Below are 20543 nucleotides of genomic sequence, written 5' to 3'. Positions count from 1 at the left end.
ACCCGTGTCGTACGGGCCCGTCCCGCACACCCGTTCCGGGCTTCTCCGTACGGGTGCCGGGCGCCCCGCCGAGTTGCCGCGCCGGTACGCGCGTAAAAGCATGAGGTGGTGAGCGAGCACGACGCGGGCTACCTGCGGTTCCCCCACCTCCACGGCGAACGGTTGTGCTTCGTCGCCGAGGACGATCTCTGGCTGGCCCCGCTGCCGGGCGCGGGCGGCCGGGGGGAGCCCGGACGGGCCTGGCGGCTCACCGCCGACCGCACCAAGCTCGGCCATCCGCGTTTCTCGCCGGACGGCCGGCTCATCGCGTTCACCACGTGGCGCAGTCTCGACCCGGAGATCCACCTCGCGGCCGTCGACGGCGGCGGCCCGGTGCGCCGGCTCACCTACTGGGGCGGGGCCGACACCCGGGTGTGCGGCTGGACCCCGCCGGACGCGGAGGGGCGCAGCGAGATCCTCGCGGTCAGCTCGAAGGACCAGCCCTTCTCGTACTACGCGTGGGCGTACAAGGTGCCGCTGGACGGCTCCCCCGGCGGGCCGCTGCCCTGGGGCCCGGTCTCCGACATCGCCGTGGCCGAACCCCACGGAGACAGCCGCACCCTGCTGCTGACCGGTAAGCCGCCGCACGAGCCCGCGGCGTGGAAACGGTACCGGGGCGGGGCCACCGGCCGGCTGTGGCTGCACGGCGACCGGCTGCTGCCCGGTCTCGACGGACACCTCGACTGCCCCATGTTCGTCGCCGGGCGCATCGCCTTCCTCTCCGACCACGAGGGCGTCGGCAACCTGTACTCCTGCCTGCCCGACGGCACGGAACTGCGCCGCCACACCGACCACGACGCCTTCTACGCCCGGCACGCCTCGACCGACGGGCAGCGCGTCGTCTACCAGTGCGCGGGCGACCTGTGGATCGCCGAGGACCTGTCCCCGCGGGGGCGGCCGCGCCGCCTGGAGGTGCGCCTCGGCGGTCCCCGTTCGGGGCGGCGCCCCTTCCAGGTGCCCGCCTCCCGGCACGTCGACGCGGTGTCCACCGACGAGACGGGCCGGGCCAGCGCCGTCGCGGTCCGCGGCAGCCTGTACTGGCTCACCCACCGCGACGGCCCCGCCCGCACCATCACCGACACCCCGGGGGTACGCGTACGGCTGCCCGTGCTGCTCGGCGCGGGCGGCGAGGTCGCCTACGTCACCGACGCCGACGGCCCCGACGCCCTGGAGATCGCCTCCCTGCCCCGGGCGAGCGACGAGGGCACGGTACGGCGCTTCGCGGGCGGCAGGATCGGCCGCGTCGAGGAACTCGTCGCCGACCACGAGGGCACCCGCCTCGCCGTCGCCACCCACGACGGCCGCCTCCTGCTCGTGGACCCGGTGTCCGAGGACGGGGAGGCGCCGGACCCCGGCGGGGACGGGGAGGGCGGGAAGGCGCCGGGCGAACGGGGAGCGGGCGCGGACGGGGAGGCGGCCGGGGGCTCCAGCGGTCCACAGGGCCCCGGCGGCGGCGGGCGGGTCACCGAGCCCGATGGACCGGAGGGTTTCGACGGACCGGAGGGACCCGGCGGACCGGAGGGACCCGGCGGCGACGGGCGGGTCACCGAGCTGATCCGGTCCCTCAACGGTCCCGTGCGCGACCTCGCCTTCTCCCCCGACGGCGCCTGGATCACGTGGTCGCACCCGGGCATCGGCCGTTCACTGCGGCAGATCAAGATGGCCCGGATCACCGGCCCGGAGGCGCCGGTGATCCTCGACGTCACCAACGGCCGCTTCGAGGACGAGAACCCCGTCTTCACCCGCGACGGCCGGTATCTCGCCTTCCTGTCCTGGCGCGGCTTCGACCCGGTGTACGACGTGCACACCGGGGACCTGTCCTTCCCGCTGGGCTGCCGCCCGTACCTCGTGACGCTGTCCTCGGCGACGCCCTCGCCGTTCGCGCTGCAACCCGACGGCCGCCCGGCGGCCGGCGGACTCGACCCGGACGAACGCGCCTCGGGCTTCGACGGCGTCGTGACCGTGGAGGCGGAGGGCCTGGAAAGCCGGGTCACGCCGTTCCCGGTGCCCGCCTCGAAGTACTCGGCGCTGCACCCGGTGTCCGGTGGCGGGCTGGTGTGGCTGCGCTGGCCGATCTCCGGGGCGCTCGGCGAGACCTTCGTCAACCCGGCCGACACCTCGCACCAGCCGACCCTCGAACACTTCGACCTGAGCCGCGCGAAGAAGACCCAGCTCGTCGCGCACATGGACTGGTTCTCGGTGAGCGGCGACGGCACCCGGCTCGTCGTCGTGGACGAGGACGAACTGCGCGCCGTCCCCGCCACCGAGCCCGGCGACGACGCCACCAGCGCGTGGATCGACCTGCGCCGCGTCAAGCACGAGGTGGAACCCGGCGCCGAGTGGCGGCAGGCGTACGAGGAGGCGGGCCGCATCATCCGCGCCTACTTCTGGGACCCGGGGATGTGCGGCATCGACTGGGACGCCGTACTCGGCCAGTACCGTCCGCTCCTCGAACGCGTCGCGTCCCCCGACGAGTTCGCCGATCTGCTGCGCGAGGTCCTCGGCGAACTCGGCACCTCCCACGCCTACGTCACCGCCGCCCGCCGCAACGAGGGTCCCCCGCACTACCAGCGCCCCATGGGCCTGCTCGGCGCCAACTTCGCCTGCCGGGACGGCGAGTGGACGGTGCTGCGCATCCTGCCCGGCGAGTCCTCCGACTCCAAAGCCCGCTCCCCGCTGGCCGGTACCGGTATCCGCGAGGGCGCCGTCCTCACCCATGTCGACGGCCGCCCCGTCGACCCGGTCGCCGGCCCCGGCCCGCTGCTCGCCGGGGCGGGCGGTACCACCGTCGAGCTGACCTTCCGCCCGGCGGGCGGCGGCCGGCCCCGGCGCGTCGCCGTCGTCCCGCTCGTCAACGACCGGCCATTGCGCTACCAGGACTGGGTCGCCAAACGCCGCGCGGTCGTCGCCGAGTTGAGCGGTGGCCGCTGCGGATACCTGCACATCCCCGACCTGGGCGGCTCCGGCTGGGCGCAGTTCAACCGCGATCTGCGGCTGGAGGTGTCGCGGCCCTCGCTCATCGTCGACGTACGCGGCAACGCGGGCGGCAACATCAGCGAACTGGTCCTGGAGAAGCTGACCCGCACCATCCTCGGCTGGGACCTGACCCGGGACGCGCAGCCCGTGTCGTACGCCTCCAACGCCCCGCGCGGACCGATCGTCGCGCTCGCCGACGAGGCGACCTCCTCCGACGGCGACATGATCACCGCCGCCTTCAAACTCCTGGACCTGGGGCCGGTCGTGGGGCAGCGGACCTGGGGCGGCGTCGTCGGCATGACCGGCCGGCAGACCCTCGTGGACGGCACGGTCATCACGGTGCCGATGAACGCGGCCTGGTTCGACGCGTACGGCTGGTCCGTCGAGAACCACGGCGTGGCCCCCGACGTCCCCGCCCTGCGCACCCCCCTCGACTGGGCGGAAGGGCGGTACGCGCAGCTTGACGACGCGGTGAGCCTCGCCCTCGAACTCCTCGACCGCCACCCCGCCGCCGTCCCCCCGGACCTCTCCGCCGTACCCGACCGCACCCGCCCCCCGCTCCCGCCGCGCGACTGAACGGGCCTCCCGGGGAAGGGCGTTGATGTCCGCGCGGCGGGTCACAGCGCTGGGTTCCGCGTACCGGGTCCCGGCGTTGTACGTTTCCCGGGGTCCGTTCGTTCCCAGCGGACCGTTCGTTCCCAGCGGGCCGTTCCCGGCGGTCCGTTCGTTCCCGGCGGGCCGTTCGTTCCCGGCGGACCCGGCAGAGTGTTCGTACCCGGCGACCCGGCGGACCGTTCGTGCCCGCCGGGGCGGGCCGGCCGCGCACGCCGGAGGGCGGCTCCCGGAGCTGGTCTCCGGAAGCCGCCCTCCAGCCGGTACCGCAACCCGAGAGGTCAGCGGTCGTCAGTCACCGGTCACTTGTCGTCGTCGTGGCCGAACTTCTCGCGCGCCTCTTCAGCCGTGCCCTGCCCCTTCTCCCGGGCCTGGTCCTTGCCCTGCGAGCCGCGCTCGCTCGCCTGGTCCTTGGCCTGGTCCGCCTTCTGCTTGAGCTGCTCGGCCTTGTCCTGGAACTGGTCCTTGATACCCATGCGGGGTCACTCCTCCAGGGGGTGGGATACGGCCCCCACCAGGGACTGGGGGGCCTGAACCAGCCTGACACGCACCGGCAGGCGTCGCATTTCGATCACTCCGCGCGATCCACGGGGAGTGACCGGCCCCCTCACGGCCGAGCGGACCGCGCGCCCGCCTCCCGCCAAACCCGTACGGGAGGGGGCGCGCGGCCCCGGAGAGCACCGCTCAGCCCACGCCGGAGGCGCGCCGCGAACGGTCCTTCTCGTCGGCGGCGCCCCCTGCCCCGACCAGCCCCTTGCGCACCCCGGCCAGCCGGGGCCCGAAGCGCTCCATCTCGCGCCTGCCGACCGTCCCGATCAGCGCGGGAAGCACGCCGCGCACGGACTGCATGCCGCGCAGCCAGCCCTGCGCGTAGACGTGCGCGGAGCGCCGCTCGATGCCCGCGAGCAGCCGGTCGACGGCGGGACCCAGCGGGTACGTCTTGTTCGCCGGCCACGGCAGCCGCTGGCGCAGCTCCCGCATCACCTCGTCCTCGTCGGCGCCGCGCACCATGTCGGTGTCGGTCCAGCTCAGGTAGGCCACACCGACCTTCACACCGAGGTACCCGACCTCGGCGCGCAGACAGTGCGCGTACGCCTCCACCCCGGACTTCGAGGCGCAGTACGCGCTCATCATGGGTGCCGGGGTCACGGCGGCCAGCGAGGCGACCTGGAGCAGATAGCCGCGGCTCTCGGCGAGCACCGGCAGGAAGGCGCGCGCGGTGACCGCGGAGCCGATGAGGTTGACCTCGATCACCCGGCGCCAGGACTCCGCGTCGGAGTCGATGAACGGCCCGCCGCCCGCGACCCCGGCGTTGGCGACGACGACGTCGACCTTCCCGAACCGCTCCTTGACCTCGGCGGCGACCCGCGTCATCGCCTCCTGGTCGGTGACGTCCGCGTACCAGTACGCGCTGTCGCTGTGCAGCCGCCCCGACAACTCCTCCAGCGCCTCCGGCTCCAGCCCGACGAGGGCGACCCGCACACCGTGCGCGGACAGCTTGCGGGCGAGCAACTGCCCGACCCCGCGCGCCGCGCCCGTCACGACGGCGACCTGCCCGTCGAGCCGGTTCGCGACCCGCCGCCCGGTCCCGCGCTGCCCCGGCACCAGGCCGGCGGGGCGGCTGGCGCCGGCGGGGCCGGAGCCCCCGGTCGCGTCGTTGTCGTCTGTGGTCGTCATGCCTTCTCCTCGGTGAGCCGGGACGAACGAGTACGGCCTTCGGGCCGCGGCCCGGGGACGGTCTCCACTCCGGCCTCGGAGCCGGGAAGGGCCTCGGAGCCGGGGGCGGCCTCGGTGCCGGGAACAGCCGCGGGTCCCGGGCCGGCCTCGGAGCCGAGCGGCAGATGGTCCGCGACGAGTTCCCTGATCAGCCCGGTCACGGCGGCGGGCCCCTCGATCGGCGTCATGTGGCCGAGGCCCGGCAGCTCCGTCAGGCCGAGCGACCGCGGCAGGGCCCCGGTCAGGGCCCGCGCGTGGACGGCCGGGGTCAGCTTGTCGGCGGTCCCGACGAGGACGGCCGTGGGCGCCTCGACGAGCCGTACCCCCTCCTCCGCGTCGAACGTCTCCAGCACCCGCGACCAGCCGAAACGCACCGGAGGGGGACAGGCGTGCACGATCCGCGCACACGCGTCCACCTGCTCCGGGGTGGCGCCCGGCCCCATCACCCCGTACTTCAGGACCCGCTTGCCGAGCGGCGTCACCGGGCCGAGCGGGGCCCGCGCCCCGAGGATCGCCCCGGTCAGCCGGGTCCGTAGGGGGCTCGCGGGCAGCGGCAGCACCGTGGACTCGGCGACGAGCCGCGAAGGACCGGTGGAACACAGCAGCACGGCGCCCGCGTGCTCCCGGAAAGCGGGCCGGTCCGCCGCCGCCATGAACGTCATACCGCCCATCGAGTGCCCGGCCAGCACCGCCTTCTCGCCGGGCTCCAGCGTCGCGTCGAGCACCGCTTCGAGATCGTCGGCGAGCGCCTTCGCGCTGTAGCCGAGCGGGCCCAGCGGCGCCGGGGTACGTCCGTGACCGCGCTGGTCGTAGGCGATGACCCGGTGATCGGGCGCGAGAGCCCGGATCTGCGCCGCCCAGAAGGCCACCGAGCAGGTCCAGCCGTGCGCGAGCACCACGGCGGGCGCCCCGGCGGGCCCGAACACCTCGACGTGCACGGGCGATCCGTCCGCCGAGGTGACGGTCAGCTCCCGCGGCGCGACCGGCGGCGCGTACGTACCACGCGTGGTGTGCCCGTACCTGCTCATGCCGCGGCCCCTTCCCGGTCGGCCTCTGCCCCGGCCGCCGCCCGCGCCGCGGCTCCACTGTGCCCCCGGGGCGGCCGCAGCACCTCGTACTCGAAGAGATTCACCCGCCGGGTCGCCGACCGGAACTCCGTCGTGGTCCCCGGCCAGATGGTCGTGTTCCTCCCCGAGGAGTCGAGATACCAGCTGGTGCATCCCCCGGTGCTCCACACCGTGCGCTTCATCCTTTCCTGCACCCGGTGGTTCCACGCGTCCACGGCCGGCTTGCGCGCGTCGAGCGCGGACCCGGGCCCGAGCACGTCCAACTGCCGCAGGTAGTCCGCCATGTAGTTGAGCTGCGCCTCGATCATCAGGATCATCGAGGAGTTCCCGAGGCCCGTGTTCGGCCCGATGATGGTCATCCAGTTCGGGAACCCGGCGGCCGTCGCCCCGCGCAGGGAGGCCATCCCGTCCTTCCAGCTCTCGGCGAGCGTGTGCCCTTCGGCGCCCACGACCCGCTCGGCGATCGGCATGTCGGTGACGTGGAAGCCGGTGCCGAAGACGATCGCGTCGGCCTCGGTCTCCGTCCCGTCCGCCGCGACCAGGGTGCTCCCGCGCACCTCGCTGAGCCCGGAGGCGACGAGATCCACGTTGTCCTTGGCCAGCGCCGGATAGTACGTGCTCGACAACAGGATGCGCTTGCAGCCGATCCGGTACGAGGGCGTCAACTTGGCTCGCAGTACGGGGTCCTTGATGGAACGCCTGATGTTCGCCTTCGCGAGGTTCTCGACCAGCCCCAGCTCGTCGGGCCGCTTCGTGAACGCCTGCACCTGCAGTTCCCTGATGCCCCACAGGACCCGCCGCCGCGCCTCCGTCGTGAACGGCAGCCTGCGGTGCAGCCACTTCTCCGTCGCGGACACCTCGCGGTCCATACGCGGCATGACCCATGCCGGGGTGCGCTGGAACAGGGTCAGCCGCTCGACCTCGGGCTGGATCGAGGGGACGATCTGGATGGCCGAGGCCCCCGTCCCGATCATCGCGACCCGCTTGCCCCGCAGTTCGTACCCGTGGTCCCAACGGGCCGAGTGGAAGACCTTGCCGGGGAACGTGTCGAGCCCCGGGATGTCGGGGATCTTCGGGTCGGACAGCGGCCCGGTCGCCGAGACCACCAGATCGGCGGTCCAGCGCCCCGACGCCGTGTCCAGCTCCCACCGCATCCGCTGCCCGTCCCAGCGCATCATCCGCACCTCGCTGTTGGTGCGGATGTGCGGCCGCAGCCCGAAGGTGTCGACGACCCGCTCCAGGTAGGCCCGGATGTGCGGCTGCCCGGAGAAGGTACGGGGCCACTCGGCGCTCGGCGCGAACGAGAAGGAGTACAGGTGCGAGGGCACGTCACAGGCGCAGCCCGGATACGTGTTGTCCCGCCAGGTACCGCCGACCGACCCGGCCCGTTCCAGTACGACGAAGTCCGTGACCCCCTCGCGCCGCAACCGCACCGCCGCCCCGATCCCCCCGAACCCGGACCCGACCACCGCGACCCGCACATGCCGCACGGCCCCACCCGGAACCCGCCGGGCCTGCCCGGCCTGTCCGACGTGCCTGACGTGCCCGACCTGCCCGGACTGCCCAACCTGCCCGGACTGACGGGCCGCGTCACCCCTGCCACCTTGTGCGTCCTGTGCGTCGTGTGCGGCCTGTGCGTCCTGTGCGCCGGGAGGGTTCTGTGTTTCGCGCGTGTCTTGCGCGTCTTGGGTGTCTTGCGTGTCTGGCATTTCGTGTGTTTCCTGCGTGTCGTGCGTTTCCTGCCGGCGGCCCCGCGCGTTCCTCACAGTGCCCCTGTCCCTCGCGGTGTCCAAGTCGCTCGCGGTGTCCATGTTCTCCGTCATAGAGCCGCCTCCCACACCTCTCCAGACGACGTTGCCAGCAATCACTGGCACGATGGGGAGCGTAGAGCAGTCCCGTACCCATGGGTAGAGGTCGCGCAAGAAGAGTTACCGCCGGTACGACATAGGCTGCGCCCGGGAGTTCACAGTACGGAGGGGCAAAGGGCCGGACGGGGAGCGAAGGCTCGTGGCAAGACGGAGAACCAGCACCGTGACGGGGCCGGGACGGCGCTGTGACGGCCTCGTAACGCTGGGCGTTCGAACACAGGCGACGCACGGCCCACGCCTTCACCCCCGGCACCGGGCGGCCCCGCTGAAGCCCACCGCGAACACGACGACAGCACACGCACGACAGCAGGCATGGCGGGCGGTACGACGGGGGGACAGCCCACGGCGGCCGACCGGACGCAGAGCGGCCCCGGCCCCTGACCGGACCCGGACCGGGCTCTGACCCGGCTCCGGGCAGACGTCGGACACCGGTCGGGCTCGGCGACCAGGGCGCGGCCCGGAACAAACGGCAGAGGTGAGGAAAGAGATGACGCGAAGGAGCGACTCGAAGCCGCCCAGGGGCCGCGAACCGCACGACGCCCCCGGCGGCCCGAAGGCACCGGAAGCACGTCCCGCACAGGGGAACGCCCCAACCCCCGCGCCCGAGCCGGACTCTCCTCCAGACCGAGCCGTGAACACGGGATACGCCGACAACCGCCAGAGGGCAGGCACAGATCCCGGGCCCCGGTCAGGAAGAGTGGCGTCCGGTGCCCCTGCCCGGACGGCGCCTTCGCAGGCCATCACGCGCGCTGGAACGGCGGCGACAACCCTGCCCCGCGCGGGGACGGCACCCGGGACGGGAAAGGTGCCCAGGCCGGACAGTTCGGGCCGCCGAACCAGTGAGGAGCCCACGGTGGACGACGAAGGCGGCGTGGCAAGCGCCGGAAGGAAACCGGACGGAGGAACGGGAGCGAAGACAGGCAGACAGACAGGGGCGAAGGACATGCGCGGGACGGAAGGCCGGAAGGGCAGGGCCGAGGCGGACACCCGAAGCTCCAAGTCCGGCACGCTGAACGGACGTTCAGGGGGCGGAGTGGCCCGACAAGAGGTTCGAGGCGGGAACGAGGCCGGCAACCACGGCCGGAGTGAAACCGCGATGCGAGGGGAGACCGGGTCCGCAGTTCGAGGCGGTCTGGAAGCCGAGCACGGCGGGGCCGGCCCCGAACACGGAACCGCAGCCGCAGCCGGGCTCGGGACTGGGGCTGGGGCCGGGGCCGGGGCCGGGGCTGAAGCCAGGCACGGAACCAGGGCTGAAGCCAAGCACGGAAACGAAGCCGCAGTCGGGCACGGAACCGGGGACGAAGCCAGGCACGAAAACGAAATCGCACCCGCAGCCGCAGCCGCAGCCGGGCACGGAACGGGGGGCGAAGCCGACCCGCTGCCCGACACCACTGTGCCGCGTACTTCCTCGGGGGGCTCCCCCCTCCCCTCCCTCCCCACCCCTCCCCGCGAGTACCGCACGACGGAGTTGGCCGCGGCGGCCGGTATCACGGTCCGGACCCTGCGCTTCTACCGTGAGCGCAAGCTCCTCCCACCGCCGCGCCGTGAGGGGAGGATCGCCTGGTACGACGACCATCACCTGTCACGGCTGCGCACTGTCTCCGCTCTCCTGGAGCGCGGTCACACTCTCAACGGCATAGCTGAACTGGCCGAGGCGTTCGAGCACGGTCGCGATGTCGCCGAAGTCCTCGGCCTGGGCGCCCCGTCCGAGGAGACCCCCGTCCGCCTGTCTCCGGAGGAGTTGGCCGACCACTTCGCCGGTGAGGTCACCCCGGAGAACCTGGCGACCGCCCTGGACCTCGGCTATCTCGCGGTGGACGGTGACGAGATCGTCCACATCAGCCGCCGTCTGCTGGACGTCTCGGCCACCCTGGTCCGTGAGGGCGTGCCGCTGGCCACGGTCCTGGAGGCCGGCCGCCAGGTCCGCGTCCACGCGGAGGCTCTGGCCGACCTGTTCCTCGAGACGCTGCGCCCCCACACCCCTCCCGCGGACCCGGGCAAGCTCAGGCCCCTCGCCAAAGCCGTCGTCGAGGCCGAGCTCTCGATGGCACTGGACCGTCGCCTCGCTCCGCTCCTCCAGGAGAAGGACGAGAGCATGAGCCAGGCCGACTCCGCCCCGAGGACTCCGAAGCCCGAACCCGAATAAGTGCCGCCGCGTGCCGCCTGCCGCCTCCAGCCCGCCCCACCTCCTTCTCCGCCCGTCACCTCGCGGCCGGCCCGACGCCCTGCGTCCGCACCCACCCCCAAGGCTCAAGCCCGCGCTCGCGCTCCGTGCCCCGTGCCCGACTAGGAAACGACATCTCCGGTCGTCCGCTCCATACAGATCAGTTGCTCCCGTTCGTCCCAGGACTCGACAACTGCGAAGCCGAGCCTCTCGTAGAGGGCGACCGCCCCGGCCCGCCACTGCCACACCGACAGCCGCACCGTGCCCGCGCCCGCGTCGGCGCAGGTGGCGAGCCCGGCTTCGATCAGTCGTGTGGCGATGCCTTGGCCGCGCAGCGACGGCTCGGTCCACAGCCGCTTGATCTCCGAGCGCCCTCCGACCGGGGCGGTCGCCACCAGGCAGCCGACGGGCCGGCCACCGGTGGACGCCACCAGCACGGTGTCCCGCTCGAACGCCTTCTCCGGGCCGAGCACTTCCCGTCTGTACCGTTCGGGCAGTCCGTCGGCATCGCTCACCTCGGCGCCCTTCTCCGTCTCCGTCCGCAGGTGGTAGGCGAGCAACAGCGCGGCCGGTCCCTCCTGCGCGCGACCGCCCTCCCCGGGCCACCGTCCGACGACGACCTCGCCGTCCTCGTGGTGTCCTGCCGCGTCCGCGAGATCCGCCGTCACCTCATTCGCCTCCCCCGGGCGCCTCGTACACCACGGTCACCGGCGCGTGGTCGCTCCATCGCTGGTCGTGCGTGGCCGCCCGCTCGACGTACGCCTTGAGTGCGCGGCCGGCGAGCCCCCGGGTGGCCATGTGGTAGTCGATCCGCCACCCGGAGTCGTTGTCGAAGGCCCGGCCCCGGTAGGACCACCAGGAGTACGGCCCTTCCTCTCCCGGATGCTGCTGCCGGAAGACGTCCTCGTAACCGCCGTCCGCCGGGTCGAGGACGCGGGAGAGCCATGCGCGCTCCTCCGGCAGGAAGCCGGAGTTCTTGCGGTTGCCGCGCCAGTTCTTGAGGTCGGCCTCCTGGTGCGCGATGTTCCAGTCGCCGCACACGAGGACCTCGCGCCCCTCGGCGGCCGACTTCTCGCGCAGTTCCTTGAGGTACTCCATGAACTCGGTCATGAAGCGGTACTTCTCGTCCTGTCTCTCCGTGCCGACCTCACCGGAGGGCAGGTAGAGGCTGGCCACGGTCACGCCGGGCAGTTCCGCCTCCACGTACCGGCCGCTGTCGTCGAACTCGGCGCTGCCGAAGCCGGTCCGCAGCCGGTCGGGCTCCCGTCTGCTGTACAGCGAGACGCCCGCCCTGCCCTTGGCGGCGGCGGGCGCGTGCACCGCGAACCAGCCGTCGGGCCTGGCGACCTCGACCGGGAGCTGGCCGGGTTCGGCGCGCACCTCCTGAAGGCACACGACGTCGGCGGAGGTGTCGGCCAGCCATTCCACGAAACCCTTTTTGGCCGCCGCCCTCAGCCCGTTTACATTGACGGTGGTCACAGTCAGCAAAGCGCTCCCCTCCCTCTCTCAGAGGTGCCGTCACCCGACGCCGAGGCCGCCGTGCGCGGATCGGTCGTCGTGATGAGCACGATCGAAACTCTAGGGCAGGGGCGTCCGGAGTCGTCCGTAGTTATCCACAGATGTGGACAGTTGTACGATTATCGGCATGCAGATTCGCCGGGTCGCCTACGACCACCCCGACGCCGTCAAGCTCAACGATCAGGTACAGCTCGAATACGCCGAGCGGTACGGCGACGAGGGCGACATCACACCGCTCGACGCGACCATGTTCGCCCCGCCGCGCGGCCTGTACCTGCTCGCGTACGACGAGCAGGACTGTCCGGTCGCCACGGGTGGCTGGCGCGCGCAGGACGCGAACGACGAGGGCTACGCGGACGGCGACGCCGAGCTGAAGCGCATGTACGTGGTCCGCGAGGCCCGGGGGCTCGGGCTCGCGCGCCGCATCCTCGGCCTCCTGGAGGAGGACGCCCGCGCGGCCGGGCGGACGCGCATGGTCCTGGAGACCGGGACGGCGCAGCCCGAAGCGGTCGCCCTCTACCTCTCCAGCGGCTACAGCCCGGCAACGGCGAAGTTCGGCCTGTACCGCACCATGGACTCCAGCCTCTGCTACACGAAGCCCCTGACCACCCGCTGACGCACCGGCCGCAGACGACGAGCCCCACCCGTCGCCCGGCGGTCGGCCCTCGTCTCCCGGGGAGCGCGGCGGCGATCAGCACCCCGGTCCCGCCCACGTCCCACCCACCGGAGCCCGCACCAAAACCCGGGCCCGAGCCTGAACCGGCCCCCAGCCGGAGCCCCGCCCCGAGCCGGAACCCGGCCCGAGCCGGCCCGGCCCCGAGCCCGTCCCACAACCTCAGCGCGGACCGGGGCCCGGCTCCGCACCGCCAGGCGGTGCCGCCCAGAAACTCAGCCCCGACATGTCGCGGCCCTGAACGACGGCCCCGTTCACCGTTCCGCTGACCGAGTTGTGCACGTCGCCCGCGCCGGTCCCCGCGCCGGCGCCTCGCGGGGCCAGTTCGTCGAGCAGGGCCCGCAACTCGTCGGCCGCCTCCGGACGGTCCCGCAGAACCCGGCGGAAGCGGGCCCGCAGAGCGGCCTGCACATCGGCCGCCGCCTCCTCGTCGCCCTGCTCACGCGCCTCGGCCAGTTCCGTGCGGGACAGCTCCAGCTCCGCCCCCGCCGCGTCCTCGTCGCCCCCGCGCCCGAAGAAGCGCGCGGCCCGGTCCCGTACCTGGCCCCAGCCCTCCGACACCATGAGCCCGACCAGGGTCGTCGCCCCGCTCGCGGCCAGCGCCCCGACATCCACCGCCAACGCCCTCCCCGTACCGGCCGAGTACGGCCCCTCGCATCGTTCCGAGGCCGCGTATGGGACTCACCGTAGGCCCCGTGACCTCCCGCACACAGGGAGAAACGGCGCACGTGTCCGAGAAGAGTCGCCCCCAACCCGCAGCAGACGAACACCTGACAGCGGGTCAGCGGGTCAGCGGCACCACGCCTGTAGAGGCGGCCGGCCGACCCCGGAAACGACGAAGATCCCGTCCGGTCTTCCGACCGGACGGGATCTTCTGACGCCCACGGGAGCTACCCGCGAACTGTCGTTTGTGGACCTGTGGGGATTTGAACCCCAGACCCCCTCGATGCGAACGAGGTGCGCTACCAGACTGCGCCACAGGCCCTTGCGACGAGTGAAACTCTAGCACCCCGAACGGGGTGCTCGGTAATCCGTTCCCCGCTGGTCAGGGGAGCGGACTCCCGGGCCTCACTCGTTGGCGGCCCGCGGGTGGTCGCCCTCCTCGTACTGGTCGAAGAGCGGCGTCCTGGTGCGGCCCTTCGAGCGGCGGTGCGGGCCCTTGCGGGACGCGGGGGCCTCCTGGCCGTCGGGGCCCGGACGGGCCGCGGGCGGTTCCTGGTCCGCGCGCTCCCGGTCCGCGGCACCGGTCCCGGAGTCCGTGGCGCGGGCGTCCGGGGCAGCGGTCCTGGACGGTTCCGCGGTTCCGGAGCGCGCGGAGGACCACACGTCGGGCGCCCCGAGGTCGACGTCCTGCGTGGCGCGGGGCGCGACCGGCGCCGTCACGTAGGTGGGCAGCGGTACGGGCACGGGGTCCCAGCCCGCCCCTCGCGGATGCCGCTGGCGCTCCCTCTGCTGGTCGACCCATTCGGCGTGATCGGTCTGCTCCACGAGGGCGCGCCGGCCGGCCGCGAGCGCCGACATCTGCGAGTCCTCCTCGGCGGCCGGCTCGGTGACCGCGGCGCCGTGGTCCCGGGCGGCCCGGTCCCGGGCGGCAGCACGGTGCCGGGCGTCGTGGCCGCCCGTGTACGCGTCCTCGTCGAGGTCGCGGTACTCCTGGGTGGGTTCGTCGGCGGACTGGTCGGCGCGCCGGGAGCGTCCCGCCTGCGGAGACCGCCTGCGGGCCCCCTGCTCGCGCAGCCGCTGCGCCGCCATCTCGGCCCTGCGGCGGTCCATCGTGTACGCGAAGCGGTGCCGCTCCTGCCCCCGCAGATAGACGATGTACGCGCTCAGCAGCAGCGCGGGGGCGGCCGGTGCCCACAGGAAGGCCAGGCCGAAGACGGCGGCCGTGACGGCGCCCAGCGTGAAGAGGAGGAAGAGGAGGGCCGTCGTGCGGCGCCTGCGGGCCAGGACCTTGGAGCGCCGGGCCCGCGCCAGGGACTCGGGGGTTTCCGCTTCGCTCTCCGTCGTCCGCGGCCGGTGCTCCGGGGCCCGTACGCGTTCCTCGCCGGCACCCTCCGGAGCCTCGTGCCTCTCGCGGGCGTCCCGCGGCTGCCCGGGGCGGGCCTCGTGCCGGGCCTGCGGGGCCGACGGGGCGGGAGCGGGGGGCGGCGAGGGAGGGCGCCCCTGCGCGCCGTGCGCCTCGGGGGCGACCGACGGAGGGCGCGCCGCGGTGGCCGTCCTGAACACGGCGAAGGACCGGACGTCGACCGAGTCGGTCGGCTCCGGCTCGTCGCCCGGCTCCTCGTCGGAGCGCTCCTGGAGACCCTTGGCGTAGCGACGCTCCATTCCCGCGCGTCCGGACAGGAGCCGGATGGCGGTACTGAAGCGCTCCGTCGGTCGAGCCTCGTTCAGCTCGTCCTGCCTACGGAGCCACATCGGCACCAGATAGGCGGCCCAGGCCCCGACGATGACTGCGTAAATGAGGCCACTGCTGCTCACGCCTCACACCGTAGAGGGCTTTTCGCCGGGCGATCCGCCAATTGAGTCGGTGTGTCGCACGAATCGACTGATATCAATGACCTTTTTTGCGACTGATCTGATCAACGGTGGGCCGTAAAGGGTATTTACCGACCAGATGACCCCTTTAATTCGAATGTTTATTCGAATTAAAGGGGTCATCTGACGTTCTGCCTGGTCAGGCGGTATTTCTGCGTTCCTGTCGGCGGCGCCGCCACCGGCTGAGCAGTCCGTCCGGGACTTCTTCCGCGGTGAGCGCGTACACGAGGTGGTCGCGCCAGCCGCCGTCGATGTGCAGGTACCTCGGGCGCAGCCCCTCCTCGCGAAAGCCGAGTTTCTCGACCACTCGCCGGCTCGGCCCGTTCTCGGGGCGGATGCACACCTCCACGCGGTGCAGCCCCACCGTGCGGAAGCAGTGGTCCGTCGCCATAGCCACCGCCGTGGGCATGACGCCGCGTCCGGCCACCGCCTCGTCCACCCAGTAGCCGACGTGCCCCGAGCACATGGAGCCCCACGTGATGCCCGCCACGGTCAACTGCCCGACGAGACGCCCCTCGTACTCGATGACGAACGGCAGCATCCGCCCGGCGTTCGCCTCCGACCTCAGGTGGCGGACCATCTGACGGTAGGTCGGGCGCTGGACGACCGGTCCGGAGGGCGTGGGCGGCGGGATGGTCGCCTCCCAGGGGCGCAGCCAGTCCCGGTTGCGCCGGTTCACCTCCCGCCACGCCTTCTGGTCGCGCTGCCTTATCGGGCGCAGCGTGACGGGGCCCTCCGCCAGGGTCACCGGCCAGGGTGAGGCGTACGCGTTCAGCTCGGGCTCCCTGCGGTGTCGGCGGAAGGGGAGGGTCCGGGGCCCGCCCGGTGGTCGCCGCCGTGGATCTGGTCGACGGCGTGGCGCAGCACCCGTTCCAGGACGGTCAGTCCGTCGCGTACGCCCCCGGTGGAGCCGGGGAGGTTCACGACGAGGGTGGTGCCGGCGACGCCCGCCAGTCCGCGTGACAGGGCGGCCGTGGGCACCTTGGGCAGGCCCTGTGCCCTGATGGCCTCGGCGAGGCCGGGGATTTCGCGGTCCAGGACCCCGCGGGTGGCCTCGGGGGTCAGGTCGGTGGGCGAGAGCCCGGTGCCGCCCGTGGTGACGATCACGTCGTAGCCGGCCGCGATCCCGGCGCGCAGCGCCGCCTCGACCGGGTCGCCGTCGGGGACGATCCGGGGTCCCTCGGTCGCGAACCCCCAGCGGGTCAGGGCCTCCGTGATGAGGGAGCCGCCGCGGTCGGGGTAGACCCCCGCGGAGGCGCGGTTCGAAGCGGTTACCACGAGGGCGCGGTAGGGCGTGGGCGCCTCCTCGTCCGCCCCCGTACCGCGCGCGCGGGGGGCGGGGCCGCCCGGGGCCGGTTCGGGGGTGCCGGGACCCGGCGGGGCGTCCGGCCCCGGCCCGGCGTCCGGCCCCGGCTCGGCGTCGGGGCGCCGCCAGTCCCCGGACTTGCCGCCGGTCTTGGTCTCGACGCGGATGTCCGTGAGGGTCGCCGCCTTGTCGACGGCCTTGACCATGTCCACGACCGTGAGCGCGGCGACGGAGACCGCGGTGAGCGCCTCCATCTCGACGCCCGTCCGGTCCGTCGTGCGCACGGTCGCGGTGATCTCCACGGCGTCGTCGGCGACGACGAGGTCGAGGGTCACTCCGGAGAGGGCGAGCGGGTGGCACAGGGGGACGAGGTCGGGGGTGCGTTTGGCGCCCATGATGCCCGCGATCCGTGCCGTGGCCAGGGCGTCGCCCTTGGGGACGCCCGCTCCGCGGAGCAGTTCCACGACCTGGGGGCTGACGAGGACGCGGCCGGTGGCGGTGGCCGTGCGGGCCGTCACGTCCTTGCGGGTCACGTCGACCATGCGGGCCGCTCCGGCCGCGTCGAGGTGGGTGAGCCCGGTCGGCCCGGGGCGGGAGGGGTCGTGGTCTCCGGCAGGTCCGGGGGTGCCGTCCCCCGGGTGCTTCGCGGTCATCTGGCTTGGGTGCTCCCGGTCCTGGCCGTGTGGCGTCCCGCACGGGCCTGTGTGGGCAGACACGCTACCCGCCCGGGAGCGGGGAGCGTCCGGCAGGACGGACCGCCCGCGGGTCGGCCGGCGCGGGCGCCCGGTCCCCGTACCGCCCCGCGGCGACCGGGGCGGGCTCCGTCCCGGGCGCCGTCCCGCGGCGACCGGGGTGGGCTCCGTCCCGGTCTTCGCTCAGCCGAGCGGGATGACGTCCACCTCGGTGCCGGGTTCGAGGGAAGTGGTGTCCTCGGGGACGACGATCAGCGCGTCGGCGCGGGCGAGCGCGGCCACCAGATGGGAGCCGGCGCCGCCGACGGGTACGACGGTGCCGTCACGGTAGGCGCCGCGCAGGTACTGCCGGCGGCCGTCCGGAGAGGTGAGCGCCTTGTCCGTGCTGAGACGGGCGCGGACGGTGGGGCGGTGCGGGTCCGTCAGTCCGGCGAGGGCGCGGATCGCGGGGCGGACGAACAGCTCGAAGGAGACGTAGGCGGAGACGGGGTTGCCGGGCAGGGCGAGTACGGGGGTGCGCTCGCGCCCGATCGTGCCGAAGCCCTGGGGTTTGCCGGGCTGCATGGCCAGAGTACGGAAGTCGACACCGGTGGCCCCCGGCGCGGCGGGTACGGCGGCCTCGTCGGCCGCCTCCGACCGGCCCGGTTCCTCAGCGGTCGCGTCCCCCGGGTCGTCCACGGCCGGGTCCTCGCCGGTCCAGCCGGAGAGGGCTTCCTTGACGACGTCGTAGGCGCCGACGCTCACCCCGCCCGAGGTCACGATCAGGTCGGCGCGGATCAGCTGGTCCTCGACGGTGGCGCGGAAGGTCTCCGCGTCGTCCCCGACGGCGCCGGCGCGGAAGGCGATCGCGCCCGCGTCCCGGGCGGCGGCGGTGAGGGCGAAGCTGTTGGAGTCGTGGATCTGGCCGGGTCCGAGTGGTTCACCGGGCTGGACCAGTTCGCTGCCGGTGGCGATGACGACGACGCGGGGGCGGGGCCGGACCCGGACGGTGCCGCGCCCGATGGCGGCGAGCAGGGCGAGCTGCGGAGGACCGAGGACGGTTCCGGCGTCCAGGGCGCGGTCGCCGGCCCGGACGTCGCTGCCGGCTTCGCGGACGTGGGCGCGGGCGGTGGCCGGGCAGAAGACCCTGACCTGTCCGCCCGCGCCCTCGGGGGCCGCGCTGTGCGGGGTCATGCGGTCGGCGGGGCCGCCCCCGGTGCCGCCGTCGGTCCACTCGACGGGGACGACCGCGTCCGCGCCCTCGGGCAGCGCGGCGCCCGTCATGATGCGTACGGCCTGGCCCTGGCCGACGGTGGGGGGCGCGGGCAGCCCGGCGGCGGCGTCACCGACGACGGTGAGGGTGGCGGGGGACTCCTCGCTCGCTCCGGTCACGTCGGCGGTGCGCACCGCGTAGCCGTCCATCGAGCTGTTGGGGAACGGGGGGAGGGAGAGCGGCACGGCGACGTCCTCGACGAGGACGCAGCCCTGGGCGTCGAGGAGCTGGAGTTCGATGGGCTCCAGGGGGCGCACCGTGGCCAGGATGTCGTCCAGGTGCTCCGAGACCGACCAGATGCGGGCGCGGACGGGCGCGGTCTTCGTCGTCGTGCTGCTCAAGGTGCTACATCTCCTCGGTGACGTAACTGCGGAGCCAGGTCCGGAAGTCGGGTCCCAGATCTTCACGTTCGCACGCGAGTCTGACAATGGCCCGCAGATAGTCGCCGCGGTCGCCGGTGTCGTAGCGGCGGCCGCGGAAGACGACGCCGTGCACGGGGCCGCCGACCTTCTCGTCCTCGGCGAGCTGCTGGAGGGCGTCGGTGAGCTGGATCTCGCCGCCGCGTCCGGGCTCGGTCTTGCGCAATATCTCGAAGACGTGCGGGTCCAGGATGTAGCGGCCGATGATGGCGTAGTTGCTGGGGGCGTCGGCGGCCTCGGGCTTCTCGACGAGGCCCGTGATGCGGACGACGTCGTCGCTGTCGGTGCTCTCGACGGCGGCGCTGCCGTAGAGGTGGATCTGTTCGGGCGCCACCTCCATGAGGGCGACGACGCTGCCGCCGGAGCGGGCCTGGACCTGGACCATGCGGGAGAGCAGGGCGTCACGCGGGTCGATCAGGTCGTCGCCGAGGAGGACGGCGAAGGGCTCGTCGCCGACGTGCGGGGCGGCGCACAGCACGGCGTGGCCGAGTCCGCGGGGATCACCCTGGCGGACGTAGTGCATGGCTGCCAGGTCGGAGGACTCCTGCACCTTGGCGAGCCGTTCGGCGTCGCCCTTGCGGGTGAGCGCCTCCTCCAGCTCGTAGTTGCGGTCGAAGTGGTCCTCCAGCGGGCGCTTGTTGCGTCCGGTGACCATCAGGACGTCCGAGAGACCAGCGGCCACGGCTTCCTCGACCACGTACTGGATCGCCGGCTTGTCGACGACCGGCAGCATCTCCTTGGGCGTGGCTTTCGTGGCGGGCAGGAAGCGGGTGCCCAGGCCGGCGGCGGGAATCACGGCCTTGCTGATTCCGGGATTGGCAGAAGTCATGGCGTAACGATAGCTATCACCTATGCCTGCGTTCGCACACGTGTGCAGCTCGTAGTCATATACGAAGTTTGCTCTTCAAGGAGGGTCTGTGACCACGGAGGAAGCGTCGTCCGGGGACGGCGCGCGGCACCGTCCCGGGGGCGGAGCCGACGCGAACACTGTCAAGCGCGCGTTGCGGCGAGGTCTCCTGACGGCGAGGAACAATCTGCCGGCGCGGGAGGTCGAGAAGGCGGGGGCCGCCCTGGCCGCCCGGACCGCGCGCCTGCCGGAACTCGCGCGGGCGCGGACCGTCGCCGCCTACGTGTCCGTCGGCGGGGAACCGGACACCGCGCCCTTGCTGGCCGCTCTGCGCGAGCGCGGCGTGCGGGTGCTGCTCCCCGTGCTGATGGACGACGACGACCTGGACTGGGGGGAGTACACGGGGGCGGGCTCGCTCGCCGCCGTACGGCGCGCGGGGCGGATGACCCTGTGGGAGCCGGCGGGGCCGCGGCTGGGCCCGGACACCGTGCGCGAGGCGGACGCCGTCCTGCTGCCCGGTCTCGCGGTCGACGGCACGGGGACGCGGCTGGGGCGCGGAGGCGGCTCCTACGACCGGGTACTGGCCCGGCTCGCGGCGGCCGGGACGAATCCGCCGCTCATCGTGCTGCTGTACGACCACGAGGTGGTGGAGGAGGTGCCCGCGCAGGCGCACGACCGCCCCGTGCACACGGTGGTGACCCCGTCGGGGGTGCGGCGCTTCGGCTGAGAACACCCCGCGCACGGCGGTGGGGCCGGGGCCGGCCCGGGGGGCGGGGCCCCCCCCCCGGGCCGGGGGGGGGGGCCGCGGGGGGGGCCCCGCGGGGGGGGGGGGCGCGCCGGGCCGGGCCCCGCGCGGTCG

General features: G+C 73.4%; 16 protein-coding genes and 1 tRNA gene. 4 read left to right on the top strand and 13 right to left on the bottom strand.

What is annotated here, in order from left to right; translation table 11 throughout:
- Positions 1-108: 108 nt before the first annotated feature.
- Positions 109-3591, top strand: coding sequence for a S41 family peptidase (locus ACFYMP_RS07390; RefSeq protein WP_388851926.1), 3483 nt, complete (start codon positions 109-111; stop codon positions 3589-3591).
- A 338-nt stretch (positions 3592-3929) separates the two neighbouring features.
- Here the strand turns inward: ACFYMP_RS07390 and ACFYMP_RS07385 are convergent, their stop codons facing one another.
- The 4 genes from ACFYMP_RS07385 to ACFYMP_RS07370 form a co-directional block, all read right to left on the bottom strand.
- Entirely contained in the window at positions 3930-4103 is a 174-nt protein-coding gene (locus ACFYMP_RS07385; protein WP_388851923.1) for a hypothetical protein, read from the bottom strand.
- Positions 4104-4311: 208 nt separating this feature from the next.
- The gene (locus ACFYMP_RS07380; protein ID WP_388851920.1) at positions 4312-5304 is read right to left on the bottom strand and encodes an SDR family oxidoreductase; all 993 of its coding nucleotides are present in this window, start codon (positions 5302-5304) and stop codon (positions 4312-4314) included.
- Positions 5301-6371: an alpha/beta fold hydrolase gene (locus ACFYMP_RS07375; protein WP_388851917.1), complete on the bottom strand. Its 1071-nt coding sequence runs from the start codon at positions 6369-6371 to the stop codon at positions 5301-5303. Before ACFYMP_RS07375 ends, ACFYMP_RS07380 begins: the two co-directional genes overlap by 4 nt.
- Positions 6368-7900, bottom strand: a complete 1533-nt coding sequence (locus tag ACFYMP_RS07370; RefSeq protein WP_388851915.1) for a flavin-containing monooxygenase — start codon at positions 7898-7900, stop codon at positions 6368-6370. Before ACFYMP_RS07370 ends, ACFYMP_RS07375 begins: the two co-directional genes overlap by 4 nt.
- 1846 nt (positions 7901-9746) lie before the next feature.
- Between ACFYMP_RS07370 and ACFYMP_RS07365 the strand changes: the two genes are divergently transcribed.
- Entirely contained in the window at positions 9747-10424 is a 678-nt protein-coding gene (locus tag ACFYMP_RS07365) for a MerR family transcriptional regulator (protein WP_388851912.1), read from the top strand.
- 140 nt (positions 10425-10564) lie between these two features.
- Here the strand turns inward: ACFYMP_RS07365 and ACFYMP_RS07360 are convergent, their stop codons facing one another.
- Positions 10565-11110: a GNAT family N-acetyltransferase gene (locus ACFYMP_RS07360; RefSeq protein ID WP_388851909.1), complete on the bottom strand. Its 546-nt coding sequence runs from the start codon at positions 11108-11110 to the stop codon at positions 10565-10567.
- Between the two features lies 1 nt (position 11111).
- On the bottom strand, positions 11112-11930 hold the full coding sequence (locus tag ACFYMP_RS07355) for an exodeoxyribonuclease III (RefSeq protein ID WP_388851905.1): 819 nt from the start codon (positions 11928-11930) through the stop codon (positions 11112-11114).
- Between the two features lie 157 nt (positions 11931-12087).
- Here ACFYMP_RS07355 and ACFYMP_RS07350 point away from each other — a divergent pair, with 157 nt between their 5' ends.
- On the top strand, positions 12088-12576 hold the full coding sequence (locus ACFYMP_RS07350) for a GNAT family N-acetyltransferase (RefSeq protein ID WP_388851902.1): 489 nt from the start codon (positions 12088-12090) through the stop codon (positions 12574-12576).
- A 219-nt stretch (positions 12577-12795) separates the two neighbouring features.
- On the opposite strand, the gene ACFYMP_RS07345 is transcribed toward ACFYMP_RS07350, so the two are convergent.
- The 7 genes from ACFYMP_RS07345 to galU form a co-directional block, all read right to left on the bottom strand.
- Entirely contained in the window at positions 12796-13248 is a 453-nt protein-coding gene (locus ACFYMP_RS07345; protein ID WP_388852296.1) for a hypothetical protein, read from the bottom strand.
- A 296-nt stretch (positions 13249-13544) separates the two neighbouring features.
- Positions 13545-13618: transfer RNA gene (locus tag ACFYMP_RS07340), tRNA-Ala, on the bottom strand.
- 83 nt (positions 13619-13701) lie between these two features.
- The gene (gene glpR, locus ACFYMP_RS07335; RefSeq protein WP_388851899.1) at positions 13702-15111 is read right to left on the bottom strand and encodes a gephyrin-like molybdotransferase receptor GlpR; all 1410 of its coding nucleotides are present in this window, start codon (positions 15109-15111) and stop codon (positions 13702-13704) included.
- A 196-nt stretch (positions 15112-15307) separates the two neighbouring features.
- A complete protein-coding gene (locus ACFYMP_RS07330; RefSeq protein ID WP_388851896.1) occupies positions 15308-15916 on the bottom strand; it encodes a GNAT family N-acetyltransferase in 609 nt (202 codons plus the stop codon).
- Positions 15917-15939: 23 nt separating this feature from the next.
- The gene (gene moaCB / locus ACFYMP_RS07325) at positions 15940-17127 is read right to left on the bottom strand and encodes a bifunctional molybdenum cofactor biosynthesis protein MoaC/MoaB (RefSeq protein WP_388851893.1); all 1188 of its coding nucleotides are present in this window, start codon (positions 17125-17127) and stop codon (positions 15940-15942) included.
- Positions 17128-17349: 222 nt separating this feature from the next.
- The gene (gene glp / locus ACFYMP_RS07320; RefSeq protein ID WP_388851890.1) at positions 17350-18759 is read right to left on the bottom strand and encodes a gephyrin-like molybdotransferase Glp; all 1410 of its coding nucleotides are present in this window, start codon (positions 18757-18759) and stop codon (positions 17350-17352) included.
- A gap of 4 nt (positions 18760-18763) precedes the next feature.
- Positions 18764-19666 (bottom strand): UTP--glucose-1-phosphate uridylyltransferase GalU, encoded by a 903-nt coding sequence (gene galU, locus ACFYMP_RS07315; RefSeq protein ID WP_388851887.1) that lies wholly within the window; start codon positions 19664-19666, stop codon positions 18764-18766.
- Between the two features lie 172 nt (positions 19667-19838).
- Here galU and ACFYMP_RS07310 point away from each other — a divergent pair, with 172 nt between their 5' ends.
- Complete coding sequence (locus ACFYMP_RS07310; protein WP_388852293.1) at positions 19839-20411, top strand: 5-formyltetrahydrofolate cyclo-ligase; 573 nt, start codon at positions 19839-19841, stop codon at positions 20409-20411.
- Positions 20412-20543 lie beyond the last annotated feature (132 nt).

Origin of the sequence: Streptomyces sp. NPDC007088 (assembly GCF_042869355.1) — a bacterium.
Classification (GTDB): domain Bacteria; phylum Actinomycetota; class Actinomycetes; order Streptomycetales; family Streptomycetaceae; genus Streptomyces.
Note: the sequence above shows the minus strand (reverse complement) of the source record. Positions and strands in the feature narration are given on the sequence as shown.

Bases quoted from the DNA above. Each gene is read 5' to 3' on its own strand.
- ACFYMP_RS07385 (WP_388851923.1), bottom strand. From the start codon at position 4,103: ATGGGTATCAAGGACCAGTTCCAGGACAAGGCCGAGCAGCTCAAGCAG.
- ACFYMP_RS07380 (WP_388851920.1), bottom strand. From the start codon at position 5,304: ATGACGACCACAGACGACAACGACGCGACCGGGGGCTCCGGCCCCGCC.
- ACFYMP_RS07375 (WP_388851917.1), bottom strand. From the start codon at position 6,371: ATGAGCAGGTACGGGCACACCACGCGTGGTACGTACGCGCCGCCGGTC.
- ACFYMP_RS07350 (WP_388851902.1), top strand. From the start codon at position 12,088: ATGCAGATTCGCCGGGTCGCCTACGACCACCCCGACGCCGTCAAGCTC.
- moaCB (WP_388851893.1), bottom strand. From the start codon at position 17,127: ATGACCGCGAAGCACCCGGGGGACGGCACCCCCGGACCTGCCGGAGAC.
- galU (WP_388851887.1), bottom strand. From the start codon at position 19,666: ATGACTTCTGCCAATCCCGGAATCAGCAAGGCCGTGATTCCCGCCGCC.